The 18,819-nt window shown below is 45.9% G+C and carries 11 protein-coding genes; 4 read left to right on the top strand and 7 right to left on the bottom strand.

Annotated features, from left to right (window positions below; genetic code table 11):
- Nucleotides 1-2 precede the first annotated feature (2 nt).
- From OSC7112_RS29730 to OSC7112_RS29710, 5 genes are all read right to left on the bottom strand, one after another.
- Entirely contained in the window at nt 3-635 is a 633-nt protein-coding gene (locus tag OSC7112_RS29730) for a response regulator (protein WP_015179386.1), read from the bottom strand.
- A gap of 182 nt (nt 636-817) precedes the next feature.
- Nucleotides 818-1,849, bottom strand: a complete 1,032-nt coding sequence (locus tag OSC7112_RS29725) for an ATP-binding response regulator (protein ID WP_015179385.1) — start codon at nt 1,847-1,849, stop codon at nt 818-820.
- Nucleotides 1,846-8,391 carry an AAA family ATPase gene (locus tag OSC7112_RS29720; protein WP_041623640.1) on the bottom strand — a complete coding sequence of 2,182 codons (6,546 nt, stop codon included), beginning with the start codon at nt 8,389-8,391 and terminating at the stop codon, nt 1,846-1,848. The genes OSC7112_RS29725 and OSC7112_RS29720 overlap by 4 nt, the downstream gene beginning before the upstream one ends.
- Nucleotides 8,392-8,520: 129 nt before the next feature.
- A complete protein-coding gene (locus OSC7112_RS29715) occupies nt 8,521-9,801 on the bottom strand; it encodes a glycosyltransferase (RefSeq protein ID WP_015179383.1) in 1,281 nt (426 codons plus the stop codon).
- A gap of 144 nt (nt 9,802-9,945) precedes the next feature.
- Nucleotides 9,946-11,223 carry a glycosyltransferase gene (locus OSC7112_RS29710; RefSeq protein ID WP_015179382.1) on the bottom strand — a complete coding sequence of 426 codons (1,278 nt, stop codon included), beginning with the start codon at nt 11,221-11,223 and terminating at the stop codon, nt 9,946-9,948.
- A gap of 377 nt (nt 11,224-11,600) precedes the next feature.
- Between OSC7112_RS29710 and OSC7112_RS29705 the strand changes: the two genes are divergently transcribed.
- From OSC7112_RS29705 to OSC7112_RS40340, 4 genes are all read left to right on the top strand, one after another.
- A complete protein-coding gene (locus OSC7112_RS29705; RefSeq protein ID WP_015179381.1) occupies nt 11,601-11,987 on the top strand; it encodes a Nif11-like leader peptide family natural product precursor in 387 nt (128 codons plus the stop codon).
- A 46-nt stretch (nt 11,988-12,033) separates the two neighbouring features.
- Nucleotides 12,034-12,267: a hypothetical protein gene (locus OSC7112_RS29700; protein ID WP_015179380.1), complete on the top strand. Its 234-nt coding sequence runs from the start codon at nt 12,034-12,036 to the stop codon at nt 12,265-12,267.
- A gap of 79 nt (nt 12,268-12,346) precedes the next feature.
- The gene (locus OSC7112_RS29695; protein WP_015179379.1) at nt 12,347-12,607 is read left to right on the top strand and encodes a hypothetical protein; all 261 of its coding nucleotides are present in this window, start codon (nt 12,347-12,349) and stop codon (nt 12,605-12,607) included.
- Nucleotides 12,608-12,727: 120 nt separating this feature from the next.
- Nucleotides 12,728-12,868, top strand: a complete 141-nt coding sequence (locus OSC7112_RS40340) for a hypothetical protein (RefSeq protein WP_015179378.1) — start codon at nt 12,728-12,730, stop codon at nt 12,866-12,868.
- Between the two features lie 369 nt (nt 12,869-13,237).
- Here OSC7112_RS40340 and OSC7112_RS29690 read toward each other — a convergent pair whose 3' ends face one another.
- Together OSC7112_RS29690 and OSC7112_RS29685 are read right to left on the bottom strand one after the other, a co-directional pair.
- Nucleotides 13,238-16,168, bottom strand: coding sequence for an NHLP bacteriocin export ABC transporter permease/ATPase subunit (locus tag OSC7112_RS29690; RefSeq protein WP_015179377.1), 2,931 nt, complete (start codon nt 16,166-16,168; stop codon nt 13,238-13,240).
- 372 nt (nt 16,169-16,540) lie between these two features.
- On the bottom strand, nt 16,541-18,751 hold the full coding sequence (locus tag OSC7112_RS29685; protein WP_015179376.1) for an NHLP family bacteriocin export ABC transporter peptidase/permease/ATPase subunit: 2,211 nt from the start codon (nt 18,749-18,751) through the stop codon (nt 16,541-16,543).
- Between the last annotated feature and the right edge of the window lie 68 nt (nt 18,752-18,819).

Genomic DNA, 18,819 nt, shown 5'->3' with positions numbered 1-18,819 from the left:
AACTACAGGCTGACAATCCCCCGTTTTAAGGCGGAAATCGCGGCCTGCGTGCGATCGCTAACTCCCATTTTGCTCAAAATATTGTTGATGTGAAACTTGACGGTGCTTTCGCTGATGTGCAGAACTTCACTAATCTCGCTGTTGCTTTTACCAGCGACTATGAGGCGGATGACTTCTAATTCGCGATCGCTCAATTCAGGCCCACTCAGGCGATCGGCTAACTTAACACCCACTGCCAGCGGAATGTACTTTTTACCCTCAAAAACCGCCCGAATTGCTGCTAAAAGCTCCTTTGGTTCCGCATCCTTAAGCAGATAGCCCTTAGCACCAGCTTGCAATCCGCGATAGATGTTTTCATCGCCGTCATAAGTCGTCAGCACCACAATCCGGGCGCTGGGAAACTCCGCACAAATCGCAGCAATGGCGGCGACTCCATCCATTTGGGGCATCCGCATATCCATCAGCGTTACATCGGGCTGATGTTGGCGAAACATTGTCACAGCTTCCTGCCCGTTGCTTGCTTGCGCCACAACTTTAACATCTGATTCATGATTCAGCAGCGCCACTAAACCTTGCCGCACAATATAATGATCGTCGGCAATTAAAACGCGAATAATATTTGATTGGTTAATCATGTTTACCCTGTTAATTTTATCAAAAAAACTGAAGTTATCACTACAAACTTACTATGTATAGTCATCCTAAATCATTTGTGAATTTCTTACTCCCTCCCAGCGGGTTCGGGGAGGGTTGGGGTGGGGTAAAAAATTTACTACTTATTGATTATTGCTATATGGTGCGAAATATGCACCTTACTTTACTGGCGATTAACTGAAACTATAACTTCTGTTCCGTCTCCGGGGTGGCTGTTTACAGTTAGCTGCGCGTTAATGCGATCGGCCCGTTCTCTCATTCCCAATAAACCAAAGCCATTCCTAAAACAGAGACTTTCCGTATCAAATCCCTCTCCGTTGTCTTGCACCCGCAAAAGGAACTTGGATGTTTCGTAAACCAACTCAATTTTGATCGCTGTAGCTTTGGCATATTTGAAAGTATTTGTTAATGCTTCCTGCCCGATCCGCAACAGATTATTTTCTACCTCTAATGGTAGAGAATATGCCGGGCCAACCACTTCAACAATAGTTTGCGTATCAGTATCTGATGACATTTGTTTGGCAATTTGGTTGAGAGCGCTATACAAGTCGCCATCTTCTAACAGTTGCGGCCGCAAAGATTCTACGGATCGCCGTGCTTCAGCAAGTCCAGAGCGAGCCAATTCGCAGACTGTTTTCATGTGTCCTTGTGCTTGTTCTGGATTCGCTGCTATTACCCGTTCAGCAGATCCCAAATGTATGATAATGCCTGCAAAAGTTTGCGCTAAAGTGTCGTGAATTTCCCGCGCCATGCGGTTGCGCTCTTCGAGAATATTTTGGTCTATGAGTTGTTTAGACATCCTTCTCAGACGCAATTGATTTTCCACCCGCACTAAAACTTCTTGTTGTTGAAAAGGTTTTGTAATGTAGTCTATTCCGCCCAGAGAAAATGCTTTTACCTTATCGAAAACTTCTTGCAAAGCGCTGATAAAAATTATTGGGATATCTTGAGTTTTCGGAGTAGCTTTGAGCTGCTCGCAGACTTCATAGCCATCCATGTGAGGCATCATAATATCGAGTAAAATTAAGTCTGGTAAGTTAGCCTTGATAAAGTTAAGAGCTAATTTCCCACTGGGAGCTAGGTGAACTTTATACCCAGCGGCCGATAGTATCCCGCTTAAAAGTTTTAAGTTTTCAGGACAATCATCAATAACTAAAATACTTTCTTCGCGGGTAAAACTGAGGTTTTTCTTCATGTCTCATCCCTTAATGTGTGTATTAAATTTAGCAACTGTTCGTACTGAAAATTTTTAATGCAAGCTGCGCTCGCCCTAGCTAAGGGCTGATTGATTTCGCGAATTTGACTGATGACTGTTTGCATCTGTTCTAAATCGAGATTGCTAATGGCTTGCTGGAGATTGGCTACTAACTCAGGAGGCAATTCAGAAAAAGCGGTTTTTGTCAATACATTTACTTCATTTTCTGTGAAAGTGGGGGCAGCATTTAGCTCTTCAAAAACGAATTGTACTCCGATATGTTTGTGCAGAACATCAAATATGTTTGCTTCTCTAAATGGTTTGCGAATAAAATCATCGCACCCGGTAGAAAGAACAACGGCTTTCTCTTCCTCAAAACTACTTGCTGTTATGGCAATAATTGCTGTCTGGGGTAGGCACGGGGGCACTACCCCTACAAAATCCTCGTTTTCCGTAGGGGCAATCCCCCTGTGGTTGCCTTCTTTAATTTGTTTGGTTGCTTCATACCCATCCATCACCGGCATCCGCATATCCATAAAGATTAAGTGCGGCGAATATTGCTCCCACTTTTCTATTGCTTCTCTCCCATTTTTGGCTTCGTAGACTTCAAAACCGATCGCGGAAAGCAGTTTAACTAGCAGTTGGCGGTTGTCAAAAGCGTCGTCTGCAACGAGAATTCGATAGCGGGGTTGATTCGGGGCGATCGCCATAACTCGTCTGGTGGGCTGTTCCCGTTGGCGATCGGCACTTTCAACTGAATTAACTTTAATGTCAAATTTGAAAATAGTACCGCATCCCGCACGAGAACTGACTGTCATTTCACCGCCCATTAACTGCACAAAAGAACGTGCGATCGTTAAACCTAATCCTGTCCCTTGTTGCGATTCTTCCCCGGTTTTGGTTTGAACAAAAGCTTCAAATATCTTGTCTAATTCACTAGCATCAATTCCCGCTCCCGTGTCTTCAACCTCAAAGTAGATTTGATGAGCAAGCTCGGAATTTTTAATTTTCACATAAATGCCGCCTTCGGAGGTGAATTTAATCGCGTTAGAAATCAGGTTAATCAAGATTTGGCGCAATTTTATTTCATCAGTTCGCACATATTGGGGAACGCCTACCATCCGCTCTACTAATAACTGCAATCCCTTATTTTGTGCCGGAAGTTGGAACATATTTTCGATGTCGTCCAGCAGGCGGTGGAGGTCAAAATTTGTCTGGTTGAGCGTCGCGCGTCCAGCTTCTATTTTGGACAAATCTAATACTTGGTTAATCAGTTCGAGCAAATGTTCTCCGCTGCGGGTGATAATATTCAGGTGTTCTTGCTGTTCTTGCAGTAGGTTAGAAGAACGATTCAGCAGTTGGGAAAAACCCAGAATTGCATTGAGGGGAGTCCGCAATTCGTGGCTCATATTTGCGAGGAATGTACTTTTTGCTCGGTTGGCTGCTTGTGCTGCGTCTTCGGCTCGTTGTCGCTCGATGATTTCTCGCTGGAGTTCGAGAGTGCGATCGCTCACTTGCTGTTCTAAAGTGCGGTTGTAATCGGCTAAAACTTTTTCGGCTTGTTTGCGATCGGTGATGTCTTGAAATGTGGCGATCGCATAATTAATTTTACCTGTTTCGTCAACAATTGGAGTGCTGGAAACTTCCAAGGAAACAATTTTATCAGGTCGGTGGAACTCCATATCATCTACTTTGACAGTTTCACCCCTCAAAGAACGCACTATTGGCATTTGTGCGGTGGGATATAACTCGTTAGTTCCTGCTAAATAAGCTTGACCGATTTCGGCAAATTGAGCGGAATTTAATTCGGGTATATAATTGATGCCGCTGAGTTGGGAAGCTGTTGAATTTGCGTAGGAAATTTGTCCGGCGCTGTCAATTACTGTTACTCCAATCGGCATCGCATTGATAAATTGAGTCAGCCGGCTTTCGCGTTCCTTGACTTCAGAGAAGAGTTTAGCATTGGTAAGTGCGATCGCCGCTTGTCCCGATAGCAATTGTAATACTTCCAGGCGATCGGGAGTAAAAGCTTGTGCGGTGAGGTTATTTTCGAGATAAACAATAGCAGCGAGTTGACCTTGATTCATCAAAGCAGCACACAAAATAGATTTAGGCTGACGTGCTTTAATGTAAGGGTCATTCGTAAAGTTACCTTCACGAGTGGCATCATTTAACACTAAATTTTCTTTAGTTCGAGCGACATAATTGATAATAGCTTCGGAAAGTTCCGGGCAATTTTCAACAGGCTCAGATTGCAACACTGTTATCCGTTCATCATTGATTGCACCTTCAGCTTCAATCAGCAATTTTCCCTGGCTTTCTAAAATTAAATATCCTTTTTGAGCGCCGACATTTTCAATCAAATTTTTCATCAACCTGGAGAGTAACTTATCCTGTACAATTTCGCCAGAAATGGCCTCGGAAGCTTTCATGATTGTAGCGATATCCAAGGAATCACTAGAACGGCTGCCCGTAGTTGATGTAGTAGTTGAAATGGGTTTAGTTGTAGGTCGATCGATAGTAAATAATTGCGGATATCGCGTTTCTAAATCTTTGACTTTAGCCGCCGCACCCCAGAGTTGATAGCAGTAACGAGCTTCCTGCATATAAGCTTTGGCTGTTAGTTCTTTCTCCCTGGATAAATAGAACTTGGCTGCGAGTTCGTAAGCGAGGGCGGCTTCGTGGATGTACTCGTTTTCTTTGGCGAGGGAGATTGCGCGATCGTAACAGTCGATCGCCCGTGCATCTTTACCAATAACCCGATATCTTTCTGCCTCAACTAAATTAAATTTGTGCAAGTGATTCATTGGGGCGTGATGCGCCCATTTTTTCATTTTTTTCTGATTAGCCGTGACTGTTTTTAAACAGTGCTTTCGCTCCTCAAAAGAAGCATTAGAATAGAACGAAAGCTGAGCCAGCGACTCATAAAAATAGCAGTATGATACTTGAAGAGTTCCAGCAGCACTCTGTACATACTGCATGGTGGAAGCTGCATTTGATACCGCTTCAGCATATTGCCCGAATAAATAACAGAGAATCATTTTATAAAAATGCAGGGCAAAAATCGAAGTGCGATCGTTAGCTTCCGTTAACAGTGATAGCGCAGTCCGCTCATCATAGGCTTCCCCAATTAAATAGCAGGGATTTTCCGACTTACCTAATAAATTAAAAACCGACTGCTTTAAAGGTTTAATCTGCCAAATAATCGGGTCATATTTTGATTGTTCTATTGCCTCGCCATAAGTAGCAATATCGCCTTCCAGCCCTGACAATTCAGCGCCGAAGAGGTACGAATAACCGCAGTAAGTTTGAGACGCACAAGCACGTTCTTCCACTTGTCCTGTTTCCAATCCGCTTTTGTAAGCCTCTAACAAAGATGGCAACGTTTCTTTAGCTGGCGCTTTCCAATGACGGATGAAGTCATTAAATGGAAGAAGGACTTTAGTTTTTAATTCTGGCTTACCAAATTGATCCAACATCCTCAATGCTAGCTGACCAAATTTATAACCACCTTCAATATCTCCCACCACTCCGCACAAAATTAATCCATAAACTGCATAAGCATGGAGAGACTCAGGATAGTTGCCATACTTGACAGATAAAATCACCTGCTTAAACACAATTAAAGGCATCAGTTGAGGGGCAACGCCATAGGCGACAGTAGCCATAAATGACAAGATACGCAGTGCAGCTTGTTTAGCAGGATCGCTTCCTTGAGGTAGATTGGCTAAATCCTCAATGCGTTTCCCAGCTAGGGTTAACTTAACTTCCAGCAATCCGATTATGCTATCTAGATTGTTAGGCTTTGCGGGCAGTTTGACTCCCAACTGCCTCAAAAATTCCAGACCCAGATTAATTGCTATATCTAGTTGATTTTTGGCAGCATGAGTAGCCATTTTTACCTCAATTACTTTGGCTCTGCCGAGGACTGTTTTAGCATTTTTTAGTACAACAGCACCTAAACTTTCCATGCGCTCGAAATCGCCCAAAAGGTAAGCTATCTCTGCGGCTTCTTGATGCAATTGCAAGCTGAGGTTGTATTGCACCAGCCAACTGTTTTCTCCCAGCAAATTTATGCCTGTTTGCAGGTAGTTGAAAGCTGACTGAAAAGCTGCTGATGCCTTGGCTTTATTGCCAGCAATCAGATTTAACTCAGCCAGTTCATCTTTTTCGGACAGATCGGAAATTAATTCATTGCCGAAATTCAGTTGATTAACAATGTCAAATATTTTTTCCTCTCTTCGCTCTTCTGGAGTATTTTGCAGCAGCATTTTCCCGATTTTTCTGTGGACGATCGGCTTATCTCGATCGGCAATTAGCGAATAAGCAGCTTGCTGAATTCTGTCATGAACAAATTTGTATTCTAGCGATTGGCTGCTGGGTAATTTACCTGCAATTTCTAATTCCACATCTCCCATATTCCCCAGCAACACGACTAAATTTTCAGCAACGGCTGCGTACAAATCATCCGCCGTTTGTTCCACAGATTTTTCGCAAAGTGAGGCTAATATTTTCAGATCGAATTGATTGCCAATGCAGGCTGCTATCTTTAACGTTTCCTGCGTATTATCGGGCAGTTGTTGAATTTTGCCAGCCATCAATTCGACAACATTATCAGTGAAATTCCTCGCTTGAATTTCTTCTAAATCCCACTGCCAACCCCCTTGTGTCCCTCCCTGGTGAGGCAGAGGAGTAAAGTCAAATTGTAACAGTCCTTCTGTATAAAGCGATTTGAGAAATTCATTCATAAAGAAAGGATTTCCGCCGGTTTTGAAAAACACTAATTCGGCAAGGGAGTTGACTCTTGCTTCCTGGCAATTCAGGGCATCAGAAATCAGTTGAGTAACAGAGGATAAATCCAAAGGTGACAGGAAAATGCGATCGACTTTTGCCCCATTTTTGACAATCTCTGCAATCGTTAGCATTAACGGATGAGCAGCAGAAACTTCGTTATCCCGATAAGCCCCAATTAAAAACAGTCCCGTTGACGAAGCGCTCATCAACAGTTGCATCAGTTTCAGAGATGCCCCGTCAGCCCACTGCAAATCATCGATAAATATTGTCAGAGGATGTTCGGGTTTGGTAAAAACTTTAATGAAGTTTTGAAACACAAAATTAAAGCGGTTTTCCGCTTCTGCCGCACCCAATTCTGGCGGCGCGGGTTGCTTGCCGATAATTAATTCAATTTCAGGAATCACGTCAATCATGACTTGACCGTTGATTCCCAATGCTGCTAAGAGTTTTTCCCGCCATTCATTGAGATTTGCTTCGCTTTCTGTCAACAGTTGTTTGGCTAAATCCTGAAAAGCGTTGACAATTGCGCTGTAGGGAATATTGCGCTGATATTGGTCAAATTTGCCGGAGATAAAATAACCGCGCTGTTGAGTAATCGGTTTGTATAATTCTTGCACCAAAGCTGATTTGCCGATGCCAGAATATCCCGAAATCAGCATCATTGAACTTGCGGCACTGGTATTTTGCCCGTGTCCGTTTGTAGCATCTTCCCCATGTCCACTTGTGGCACAGGCATCTTGCCTGTGACTGCTTGTGGCATCTTGCCTGTGACTGCTTGTGGCATCTTGCCTGTGACTGCTGACTGTTTCAAAAGCTGTTAGTAAGCTATCAATTTCTCGCTCTCTGCCGTAAAGTTTTTGCGGAATTTGAAACCGATCGGAAATATCTTGACATCCTAGTGGAAAAACTGGTATATTGTTATTGCTGTGCAGTTGGTTTAAACATTTCTCTAAATCCGCTTTAATGCCGATCGCACTTTGATAGCGCTCCTCAGCATTTTTTCCCATCAACTTCATCACAATATCGGAAATAATTTGCGGAATTTCGGGATTCACCTGAGAAGGAGATAACGGCTGTTTAGCGAGATGACTGTGTACCAATTCCAGCACATCCTGAGTCTCAAAAGGCAATTTGTTTGTCAGCAGTTCGTAAAAGGTAGCCCCCAGGGAATAAAAATCCGTGCGGTAATCTAGACTGCGGTTCATTCTGCCGGTTTGTTCCGGCGACATATAAGCAAGAGTTCCCTCTAAAATGTTGGGATTTTTGATGGTGTAATTCTCGCGCGTCAACTGCGTGGAAATGCCAAAATCGATAATTTTTAGTTCGCCGCTAGCTAGATTGAAGACAATATTTGAAGGGTTAATGTCTTTGTGAATGATGTGGGCGCTGTGAAGTTGTTGTAAACTTTCTGTGGTGGCGATCGCAATTCGCAAGAATTCTGCAATACTAAATTTTTGCTGCTGCATCCAAATTTTCAAGGATTCGCCGCCAAAATCCTCGACAAACATCACCAGCGTGTTTTGATATGGCTGCAACTCATAGGCTTTGATACAGCCACTCAGATTCAAAGATTGTGTAATTTTATACTCTGTGCGATAGCGGGCGAGTTCTTGGGGTGTGGGATAATTTTCTTTGAGGACTTTGAGGACGACGGGGAGACTGTCGGGTTGTCGGAATGCTCGGTAAACCAGGGAGTTTGCGCTTTCGTAGATGAGATCTGTGACTTCAACGCCAGGAAAAGTGAGCATATTTAGCCTGCGGTCAACTTTGCAGTCGAACATAGCATAAATTTGCTCCTCACACCAGAGGTACGTGAGCCATCAGTCGATTTTAGATTTTAGATTTTAGATTTTAGATTTGACTCCACATCTTAGATTTTAGATTTTAGAAGCCAAGACAGGCTTCCCAGTCAATACAGCTTGTTCGATAATATCCGCGGCGCGCTTGACTCCTCCCGATCGCCCGATCGCCTCTTGCATCTCGATCGCCCTTTGTTTGTACGACTCTTGGGTTAGGACTTTCACAATTGCCGATCGGACTTTAGAAACGCTCAATTCCTTCAAAGCAACCACTTCACCAACACCCGTCCAAGCAATCCGCGCTGCCACTCCCGGCTGGTCATTTGCCACAGGAATTGCTACCATTGGGACTCCATTGCTCAACGATTCTAAAGTCGTATTCATCCCAGCGTGAGTAATCGTCAGAGCAGCTTTTTGCAGCAATTCTAATTGCGGTGCATAACCAACAACGATCGGATTTCCCGGCAAGGGCGGCAGCGATTCGGGAGTCGCACCACCTCCGAGAGATATTACCAATTGGGCATCTAATCCTTCACACGCAGAGGCGATCGTTTGAAAAACATCTAGCAAGCGATTTTGAATAGTTCCCATCGAAGCATAAATCAATGGTTTGCCGGTTAATTGTTCAAAAGGAAAAGGCACTGGTTTGCGAGTGGCTGGATTGTGATAAGGGCCGGTGAAATGAAAATGCGGGGGTAAATTTTGTCGGGGAAACTCTAATTCAGCCGACTGCTGAGTGATTTGAGCGAGTTTCGAGTAATAATCGTTTGGGTGGGAGTGCAAAGGTAATTTCCACTTTCTGCGATACTCAGAAATCCCTTCTCGAATCGGTCTGGCAAGCAAACTGAGTAACTGATAGCTGACTTGATTCCGTAAGCGTCCTTTCCAAGTCGGATCGTACTGCCAAAGGGTACAAATCGGTGGAATGTTGGGGTCTCGATTTAATAGTAACGCACTGCAAACTGTGATAAAAGGAATGTTTATAAATTCTGCAATTGTTCCTCCTTCGATACAAACTTGGTCTACAAGCAGAGCTTCTACACCAGCTTTTTTAATGGCCATCGGAGCCTCTCTGAGAATAGCATCCGAAGTCTTCGCAACTGCCTTAAAAGTATGTCGCAATGCCGCAAGTCCACTAAGTTTTCCCCGTTGGCTAAGGATTTCTGCAAACCAGCCGACGGGAAACTCTTGTTCAGCGAATGGCTGGAATTCTAATCCGGTGGCTAGAGTTTTGGCTTTAGCATCGAGGAAGTTAAATACGGTGACTCGATGGCCTCGGCGAAGCAGTTCGCAGCCTAATGTTGTCATGGGGTTGAGGTGGCCGGTGTCTACTGGACAGTGAATGCCGAAGTGGGTCATTAGTAAAGGCTCCGTGTGAATTTAACCTTTTTAGGATTTAATCGGCGGTATGAGGGGTTTTTGTTGGGGGGTTGGGGCGATCGCGCCTCTTGGCTACAATTTATTTTTGCTTTTCTAGGAGCTTAAAATCAGCGCCAAAAAGTATTATTTCCCAGCCAAGACAGGTTTCCCAGTCAATACAGCTTGTTCGATAATATCCGCGGCGCGCTTAGTTCCTCCCGATCGCCCGATCGCCCCTTGCATCTCGATCGCCCTTTGTTTATACGACTCTTGGGTTAGGACTTTCCCAATTGCCGATCGGACTTTAGAAACGCTCAATTCCTTCAAAGGAACCACTTCACCAACACCCGTCCAAGCAATCCGCGCTGCCACTCCCGGCTGGTCATTCGCCACAGGAATTGCTACCATTGGGACTCCATTGCTCAACGATTCTAAAGTCGTATTCATCCCAGCGTGAGTAATCGTCAGAGCAGCTTTTTGCAGCAATTCTAATTGCGGTGCATAGCCAACAACGATCGGATTTCCCGGCAAGGGCGGCAGCGATTCGGGAGTCGCACCGCCTCCGAGAGATATTACCAATTGGGCATCTAATCCTTCACACGCAGAGGCGATCGTTTGAAAAACATCTAGCAAGCGATTTTGAATAGTTCCCATCGAAGCATAAATCAATGGTTTGCCAGTTAATTGTTCAAAGGGAAAAGGCACTGGTTGGCGGGTCGCTGGGTTGTGATAAGGGCCGGTGAAATGGAAATGCGGGGGTAAATTTTGTCGGGGAAACTCAAATTCAGCGGGTTGTTGGCTGATTTGAGCCAGTTTAGAGTAACCATCATTCGGGTGAGAGTACAGAGGTAATTTCCACTCTTTGCGATATTGGGCAATAACATCTCGAATTGGTTTGACAGCCAGATTTAGTAATTCATAGCTGACTTGATTGCGGAGACCGTTTGCTAAAGTTGGATTGTATTGCCAAGGAGTACAAAACGGAGGAATGTTATGGTCTCGATTTACCATCAAGGCACTGCACACAGTGACAAAAGGAAGGTTGAGAACTTCGGCAATTGTTCCTCCTTCAAATGAAACTTGGTCTACAAGCAAAGCTTCGACACCGGCTTTTTGAATGGCAGTTGGAGCCTCTGTCAGAAGAGCAGCCGAAATCTCTGTGAATGCTTTGATAGTATATCGAAAGGCTGTGAGTCCGCTGAGTTTCCCCAGTTGGGCCAAGCCTTCTGCCATTGAGCCTGCGGGAAATTCATTTTCAGCTAATGCCTGGAATTCTAAGCCGCTGGCTAAGGTGGTGGTTTTAGCATCGAGAAGGTTAAATACGGTGACTCGATGACCTCGGCGAAGCAGTTCGCTGCCTAATGTTGTCATGGGGTTGAGGTGGCCGTTGGCTGCGGGACAGATAATGCCGAAGTGGGTCATGAGTCAAGGCTCCGTGTGAGTTTAAACTTGTTTTAGCATTGAATCGGCGGTGTGAGGGGTTTTTGTTGGGTGTTGGGGCGTTGGGGCGATCGCTTAGAGAAACTCAGGAATTGGACGCAGGCTTTAGATTGAAACAGAGTGTTACCAGTATATATTTGTATGCGCTCTGCGATACCTAGCCAAAAGTTCAGCTAATCTCCTCAGCTAAAGGCGAGTTAAAACTCAGTTGTTTTTATAGGTTCAAAACTCTACTTTGAGCTAGCTACTTTAGCCAAGAAATTTTCTAAACTAAATTTACGCATAGGTCAGCCATAGCCTAGCCGGAAAAAATCAATTAAGGAGTAACTTCCTTAACAATTAAATCAGGAGCAAATCTCATGTCTTTTGAATTTGAAAGCGTCAATCATTTTTTTCAAGAAGTCTCGCAAGATCCCGAACTCCAGCTACAGTTTCGATCGATCGCAGATTGGGAAAGCTTAGTGAATAAAACTGTGGAACTTGGCAAAGAAAAAAGCTACAGTTTCTCGCCAACAGAAGTTTCAGAGTGGCTGGATTCGATCGCAGCGCAGCATCAGAGTCAGTCAGATACTTCAGGTGAGTTGTCTGACAGTGAATTGGAAGCTGTTGCCGGCGCAGGACCATTGGGGGGTGTTCTAGGAGTATTTAGCGGATTTTTGAGCGCTATTGTCACAGGAAAATTCGATGAAATCGGCGAAAAAATGGTAGAAGGGGGTATCGCAGGTCTCCTTGCTCCAGGGCTGTAGCTCATCTTTTTCGTAATACAAAACCCAAGCCAAAAGGAGAAATCAGATGGACAGCACTAATCAGTTTTCCCAAGAAGTTGAGCAAGATTCTGGCGTGCGGCCGCAACAGTTGTCTGCCAATCCAGATGCTGAAGAATTGAATGATACGGAATTAGATGCGATCGCAGGCGGTATGGCTCAGTATGATTATCTTAACTGGACAGGGCTGATACTTGACCACTTTGGCGGCTTCGATCCGAGAATTTATAAAGCTAACGGATTTGTGGGTAAAAAAGCTTGATAGCAGGCCACTTTGCTAGGAGTTCTTTCAATCGCTTTTGGAAGCAAATTTCACTAATTATGTCAGGAGAAAACATCTGATGGAAAGCAACAATCTATTTTGGCAAGAATTACCATCCGAGTCGTCCGCAATCACAGCATCCGCCCCGGACAACTCAACTAATCAAGAATTGAACAATTTGGAATTAGATGCGATCGCGGGTGGCTGTTCCGATGCTGTCGATCGAGCTCAGGCTGCTGGTATCCCTGTTCTCACAATCAGCGGTCCAGGGCCCAAATTTCGGGGCCCGTCCATGCAATTAATTGAAGCAGCGACGCGCGCTTTCGGCAATCAGCAATGAGCAAATTGTAATTGCCAAAAGCCGCTCGATAATGGATAAAATTCGCGAAGCAATCGCAGAGTATGCGATTGCTTTTAAGTTTCAAAATCACAGATATAACAATCCCAACCTACAGAAAATATGGATGCGATACAGCCAGTTCACCTGATGCAGCAAGCCCCCGACATGAGTAACACTACAATATTTAGCGTTGGCTTAGTTATCCTCAGCTTGCTGTTACTAATTTTGTTGTGGCTGCCCGATTTACTAACAAAAGAATAAGCATCATTCTGCTCGATTCATAGTGAGGGCTGTAGGGGCGGGTTCGCCAAAATGTCGAAGGTCGATCGAACAATCCCATAAACCCGCCCGACCCGCCTTGATTTACATCAACATTTTACCCGATAAATTAGCGGTACATTTGTATTTTTTTGTGGTGGGGGCGGGTTTACGAGATTGTAGATTTTTGCCTGAGATTGTTGGTGAACCCGCCCCTACGGGTTTGTGAAATTGCTGTCGAGGCGGGCAATTTTATCCCATAAATTAGCGGTACATTTGTATTTTGGGCGGGGTGGGGGCGGGTTTACGAGATTGTTGATTTTTGCCAGATATTGTTGGTTAACCCGCCCCTACGGGTTTGTGAAATTGCCATTACTCTAACTGCCGCGCCACTAATCGAGCAAATAATCCTCCCTGTTTTACCAATTCCTCAAACGAACCAAATTCCACCAAACGGCCGGCTTCAATTACATAAATGCGATCGGCATTGCGAATCGTACTCAGGCGGTGGGCGATGACAACTCGCGTCACATTCAACTTATCCAAACTCTCAGTAACGATCGCCTGCGTGCGGTTGTCCAAAGCACTCGTAGCTTCATCCATCAGGATAACCTTTGGTTTGACCACCATGGCGCGCGCAATTAATAACCGCTGCCGCTGTCCTCCCGAAAGATTCGTGCCCCCCTCGCTGACAACCGTGTGCATTCCCATCGGCATTTGTTCGATATCAGCCGCTAAACCGGCCATTTGCGCTGCTTCCCAAGCTTCCTCCTGCGTTACCACCGCCCCGCAGGTAATATTGTCAAACATCGAACCAGCATTAATTCTGCCGTTTTGCAGCACTACTCCTAACTGCCGCCGCACAGCTTGAACTTCGAGGCCTGCTAAATCTTGATTGTCGTAATAAACAGTGCCGCTTTGTGCTATTTCAAATCCCAATAACAGCCGAAATAAAGTTGATTTGCCGCTACCAGACGGCCCGACGATCGCGATAAATTCCCCCGGTTGAATATTGATGCTGACATCATCTAAAATTGGGGGCCCGTCCTCCCGGTAGCGGAAAGTTGCCCTATCGATCGTAATTTGACCTTTCAAGCGGCCGGGATCGGCTTTTGTCGGGTCAGATTCCGGGATGCCCTGGACGATCGGTTTGGCTCGCTCCCACAGCGGTACAATTCCTAAAATATCAGTTAGGGTATTGCTCAAATCTGTGACGCCAGAAAGAAAGGTGCCGAAGGCGGAATTAAAAGCAAGAAACGTTCCCATATTCAGTCCGCCTCCTCCTGTTTGAGAGGTTTGCATGAACACAATTGCAAACCAAAACATCAGAATAGAACTTACTAACGGTAGCGCTTCGTTAAATACAGAAACGCTGTCGTCAATTCGTTTAATTCCAGTTCTTAGTTTAATTTGCTGGCTGTATTTTTTCGCCCAAGCTGCAAAGGCTCGCCCTTCTGCGGCCGCTACCCGCAGCTTTGATACTCCGTTAATTAGTTCTACTGTCAGCCCGTTAATGTCGCCTTCTCCTGTTTCCATCTGCCGCTCTTTTGGGATTAAGAGCAAGCTGGATGTGACTGTTACTATAACCGCAATAAGAGTTAAACCAATTCCGACTAAAGTCAGCGGCAGGCTGTAAACAAACATCAGCCCCAAATTCAGCAGGGAAAATATGGCGCTCAAAAGTGTCCGCTGCGTCGCGCCGCTGAGTTGGGCGCGAATTTGATTAACTGCTAATAAGCGAGTCAGCAAGTCGCCAGAAGAATAGCTGCGAAAAAATGCCGGTTTTAATCTCAGCAATCGATCCCAAACTGCCGGCTGGAGAGTGCCGCTGGCAGCATTTTCGATCCGCAGCGTCAGGATGGTTTGGGCCATGCTAAATACAGCCCGTCCGATCGCCGCAACTAACAATACCAGCCCTAACTGCCACAGTAACAAAAGATCGCTGTCTGGAATAGCATCATTGACCAAAATCGAGGTAGCTTGCGGCGTCACCATCCCCAGCAGCGTTCCCAATATCCCCAGCCCGAAAGCAATGATAATATCTTTTTCGTAGCCCTTTGTTCCGAACCGAAACAGTTCCGCAGCGTTGCGAACTAATAGCGGCAGGGGCCGGTAAAACATGAGAGTTTCTGGCGACAAATCTTGCGCTACTGCTTTAGTTACTCGTTTGCGAGTGCGATCGATCGGATCGAACAATGTATAGCGAGATCCCTTACCGGGCAGCAATGCTACCGGACGGTTTTCTAACTTTGTATAAGCAAGCAGCGGGCCGCAGTTCTGCCGCCACCAATCCCCAGCCAGCAGCACTCGCCTAGTGCGAAATTGGGACGATCGCGCGATCGCCTCCATCGGATCTTTAACCCGGCCCAAATCTTCGGAACCCGCCGGGGGATTGACTGTTATCCCTTGTGCCTTACCTACAGCCCCAGCAGCGATTAACAGCGGCGTTCCTTCCTCAGACAAGGCAGTTTTCCGGGGATGCAGCACCTCGGTTAACTCTCCCAAAGCCGTCTGAGTTACCTGGCGGTTTAGCTGTTCGCGTTCCTGAAATCGGCGAAATTCCTCTGCTTTTTGCTGGGAAACCAGCAAGTTCAAGCAACAGCAAAAATACTCGTGCAGCAAAGCTAAACTCGCGCGCAGCCAGTCGGCATTTTCCACTTCTGCTGTTGAGAAAATTTGCACCTCAACTTCCCCGGATGCCGCCAGCAGCATATTCCCAGCCAAAGGAAATGCTGGGGAAGCGGAATTTAACTTCAATTCCCCGACACTCGCATCGCCCGACTGGACGCGCACCCAGACAACAGTTTCCGGGGGCGATCGCAGAATTTGACCGGGAAGCAGCGATATCTGCTGCGAGGCTGCTACAACGGCAGTTTCTGGGGCAACTATTTCCTCTGGCGCGTGAAGCGGGTCTATCCCGTACGGAATCGCCCGTTCTCCCAAATGCTGTATCCACCCTTCCACAAGCGATCGCATTTTGCTGTCACCCGCAGCAACTAAAGCGGCACAATCTGCGATCGCGATCGGTTCCAGTTCCGTTTCGGCGATCGCGATCGCCAGCAGTCCCCACCCATCCCCCAGGGCAGTACCGAACAAAGCCTCCCCTGCACCGACGCCGAACAGGTAATGGCGGTTGGTGGCAGTTTTCTCACTTTGTATCTTGGCTGCAAAAAGTGCGATCGCGCCCGTTAGCGAAGCCCTCGAAGAGGATCGAACAATCCATACCTGATGCGGGTCATTCAGCAGCAGCGGTTCATTGCCTTTAATTCGGTGCAGTTTCTTAACAGGATTTAGATCGAGCATAGCTAGTAATTGGTAATTAGTAATATCAAGTCGGGCAGGGGTTTAAAGCCTTGCCTCAAAGAAGACAGTGCGATCGAATCGATCGGGCTTACCCGAAGATCCGCCGGGGATTAAAATCCCCGTCTCATAGCTAAAGTCGGTTAAAACCGACTGAATAGCCAAATCAAACCATCGCTCATTTCAGTCCTCATAGCGAGGACTTTAGCCCGCCGGGGATTAAAATCCCCGTCTCATAGCTAAAGTCGGTTAAAACCGACTGAATAGCCCAATCAAACCATCGCTCATTTCAGTCCTCTTCAGAGGACTTTAGCTATTAGACAGGGAATTCATTCCCTGGCGGACTATCGGGCTGGCGGACTGTATTTCTGCTGTTTATTGTTCGTTCCCAACCAAACGAGCATAAGCACCTCCCAGCTTTTGCAACTCCTCATGAGTCCCTCTTTCAACTACTTTCCCCCCTGCGAGCATAATAATTTCATCGCAATCTCGAATCGTACTCAAACGGTGAGCAACCACAATACAAGAAGTACCGCGACGCCTCAAATTGCGATCGATAATTAACTCTGTTTCAGCATCCAGAGCACTCGTTGCTTCATCCAGCACCAACACCGCTGGATTCCTGACTAATGCCCTGGCAATTTCCAAGCGCTGCCGCTGTCCGCCGCTCATATTTGTCCCCCCTTCATTGAGTTGAGCATCGTATCCTCCCGGCATATTCAAAATAAGTTCGTGAATTGCCGCATCAATGCACGCTTGCACTAAATCTGCTTCCGGTACTGTCGGGTCCCAAAGCGTCAGATTTTCGCGAACAGTGCCGGCAAATAGAAATATCTCTTGTTCGACCATTGCCAGCGAATTTGCTAGGATAGAACGGGGAATCAAATTGCGGGGAACCCCGTCAAATAAAATTGCACCATTCATTGGTTCGTAAAGACCGGTAACAAGTTTGGCAATAGTAGATTTCCCAGAACCGCTGCCCCCCACTAACGCTACCCGCTGACCGGGTTTTACGGTTAAGTTCAAGTTATCAATTAGCGGCGCTTCCAAGCGACTGTAGCCAAAACTGACACCGCGCAATTCAATCCAGCCCTGCAAATGAAAAGAATCTGGTGCAAGGGCGGCGCGGCCGTTTCCACTATTAAAAGAATCGCGGTCTGCTTCTGGATCGATCGGGTTTTGCAGAACGTCATCAAGTCGGTTTAAATCGGCTTCTAATTCTTGCAGAGTGCTGCCAAAATTGACTAGATTGTTAACAGGTCGGAGGAATTGTTGAGTGAGACTTTGATAGGCAATTAACATTCCGATACTCAAACCGCCGTTCATCACCCGCAAGCCCCCGACAACTAAGATAGCAGTTGCAGCTAATGCCGTTAAAAATGCTGGTAATATTGACAATACTTGAGTGGGCAAAGCCAATTCTTGCTGGGCGTTGCTCATTTTGGCATAGTAGCCGGCAAACTTAGAAAATAAATCGAATTCTAAACCGCTAGCTTTGACAGTTTCAATAGATTGAATGCCTGCAATTGCAGCACCGCCCACCTTACCTGTTTCCTGAGCTAATCGGGTGTTAGCATCGACGCGGCTGCGGGATAAAGATTGCAGTGCCAAAAAGTTTAAGGCTGCAAAAACAGCCGCAACACTGGTCAATACCCAGTCGTACATCACCATAATTATCGCATAGAAAACCATCATCACCGCGTCGATCGCAGTTGCAGCAAGTTTCCCCGATAAAATTTCAGCAACCTTGTCATTAACTTGGCAGCGGCTGCTAATTTCACCTGCAAACCGCTGGGCGTAAAATCCAACAGGCAAGCGCAAAGTATGCCAGAGAAACTGTCCCGACATCGAAATCGAAAGCTTGTTTGCCAGCCGCCGCAAATAGAAAAGCCGCATCCGCGCTAGCAGCCCTTGAATAGCGGCGGCAAACAGCATTCCCAATATTAAAGGACGCAGCCACTCGTGACGGTTTTCGACGAGAATTTCATCTACAAAAATTTGGGTAAATGCCGCGCCAGCCAAACGGGGAACAGTCAGTAATAAACCAGCAATTAAACAAAATGCGATCGCCCAACGCGAACTTTGCAATCGGGAATCTAAAGCACGGGCAATACTCGGTTTTTTCCCACCTTTTTTAAACTCCGGCCCCGGCTCAAAAATCAAAACAACGCCAGTGTAAGCAGACTTAAATTCTTCTAGAGAAACAGTCCTCGGCCCCGATGCGGGGTCGTTGAGGTAAACGCGCTTTTTCTTAATCCCCTCGACGACCAAAAAATGATTGAAATTCCAAAAAACAATAAAAGGCGGCGGTACAGCTTTCAACTCTTCGACAGTTTTTTTAAACCCTTTAGCATCTAAGCCGTAAATTCGGGCTGCTTTAAGGATATTAGAAGCTTTACTGCCATCGCGAGAAACGCCGCACTCGCTTCGCAATTGGGCTAAAGGTACCGGGTGTTCCCAGTAACTCAAAATAATTCCTAAAGCAGCAGCACCGCATTCTACTGCTTCCATTTGCAGCAGGGTGGGAGTGCGAACTCGCCTTAATTTTGGCGGTGTAAAAAACTTGTGAATCCAGGGAATTTTCATTGCTTATTAACGGGTAATTAGTAAATGAACAAGACTTACGCACCGCAACTTATAAACCGGGTTTTTTT

The organism is Oscillatoria nigro-viridis PCC 7112 (assembly GCF_000317475.1).
Taxonomy (GTDB): domain Bacteria; phylum Cyanobacteriota; class Cyanobacteriia; order Cyanobacteriales; family Microcoleaceae; genus Microcoleus; species Microcoleus nigroviridis.
This window is presented reverse-complemented; position numbering and strand designations above follow the sequence as displayed.

What these genes read in the sequence shown, in the direction of transcription:
- OSC7112_RS29730 (WP_015179386.1), bottom strand. Translation starts at nt 635, where the DNA reads ATGATTAACCAATCAAATATTATTCGCGTTTTAATTGCCGACGATCAT.
- OSC7112_RS29725 (WP_015179385.1), bottom strand. Translation starts at nt 1,849, where the DNA reads ATGAAGAAAAACCTCAGTTTTACCCGCGAAGAAAGTATTTTAGTTATT.
- OSC7112_RS29720 (WP_041623640.1), bottom strand. Translation starts at nt 8,391, where the DNA reads ATGCTCACTTTTCCTGGCGTTGAAGTCACAGATCTCATCTACGAAAGC.
- OSC7112_RS29715 (WP_015179383.1), bottom strand. Translation starts at nt 9,801, where the DNA reads ATGACCCACTTCGGCATTCACTGTCCAGTAGACACCGGCCACCTCAAC.
- OSC7112_RS29710 (WP_015179382.1), bottom strand. Translation starts at nt 11,223, where the DNA reads ATGACCCACTTCGGCATTATCTGTCCCGCAGCCAACGGCCACCTCAAC.
- OSC7112_RS29705 (WP_015179381.1), top strand. Translation starts at nt 11,601, where the DNA reads ATGTCTTTTGAATTTGAAAGCGTCAATCATTTTTTTCAAGAAGTCTCG.
- OSC7112_RS29700 (WP_015179380.1), top strand. Translation starts at nt 12,034, where the DNA reads ATGGACAGCACTAATCAGTTTTCCCAAGAAGTTGAGCAAGATTCTGGC.
- OSC7112_RS29695 (WP_015179379.1), top strand. Translation starts at nt 12,347, where the DNA reads ATGGAAAGCAACAATCTATTTTGGCAAGAATTACCATCCGAGTCGTCC.
- OSC7112_RS40340 (WP_015179378.1), top strand. Translation starts at nt 12,728, where the DNA reads ATGGATGCGATACAGCCAGTTCACCTGATGCAGCAAGCCCCCGACATG.
- OSC7112_RS29690 (WP_015179377.1), bottom strand. Translation starts at nt 16,168, where the DNA reads ATGCTCGATCTAAATCCTGTTAAGAAACTGCACCGAATTAAAGGCAAT.
- OSC7112_RS29685 (WP_015179376.1), bottom strand. Translation starts at nt 18,751, where the DNA reads ATGAAAATTCCCTGGATTCACAAGTTTTTTACACCGCCAAAATTAAGG.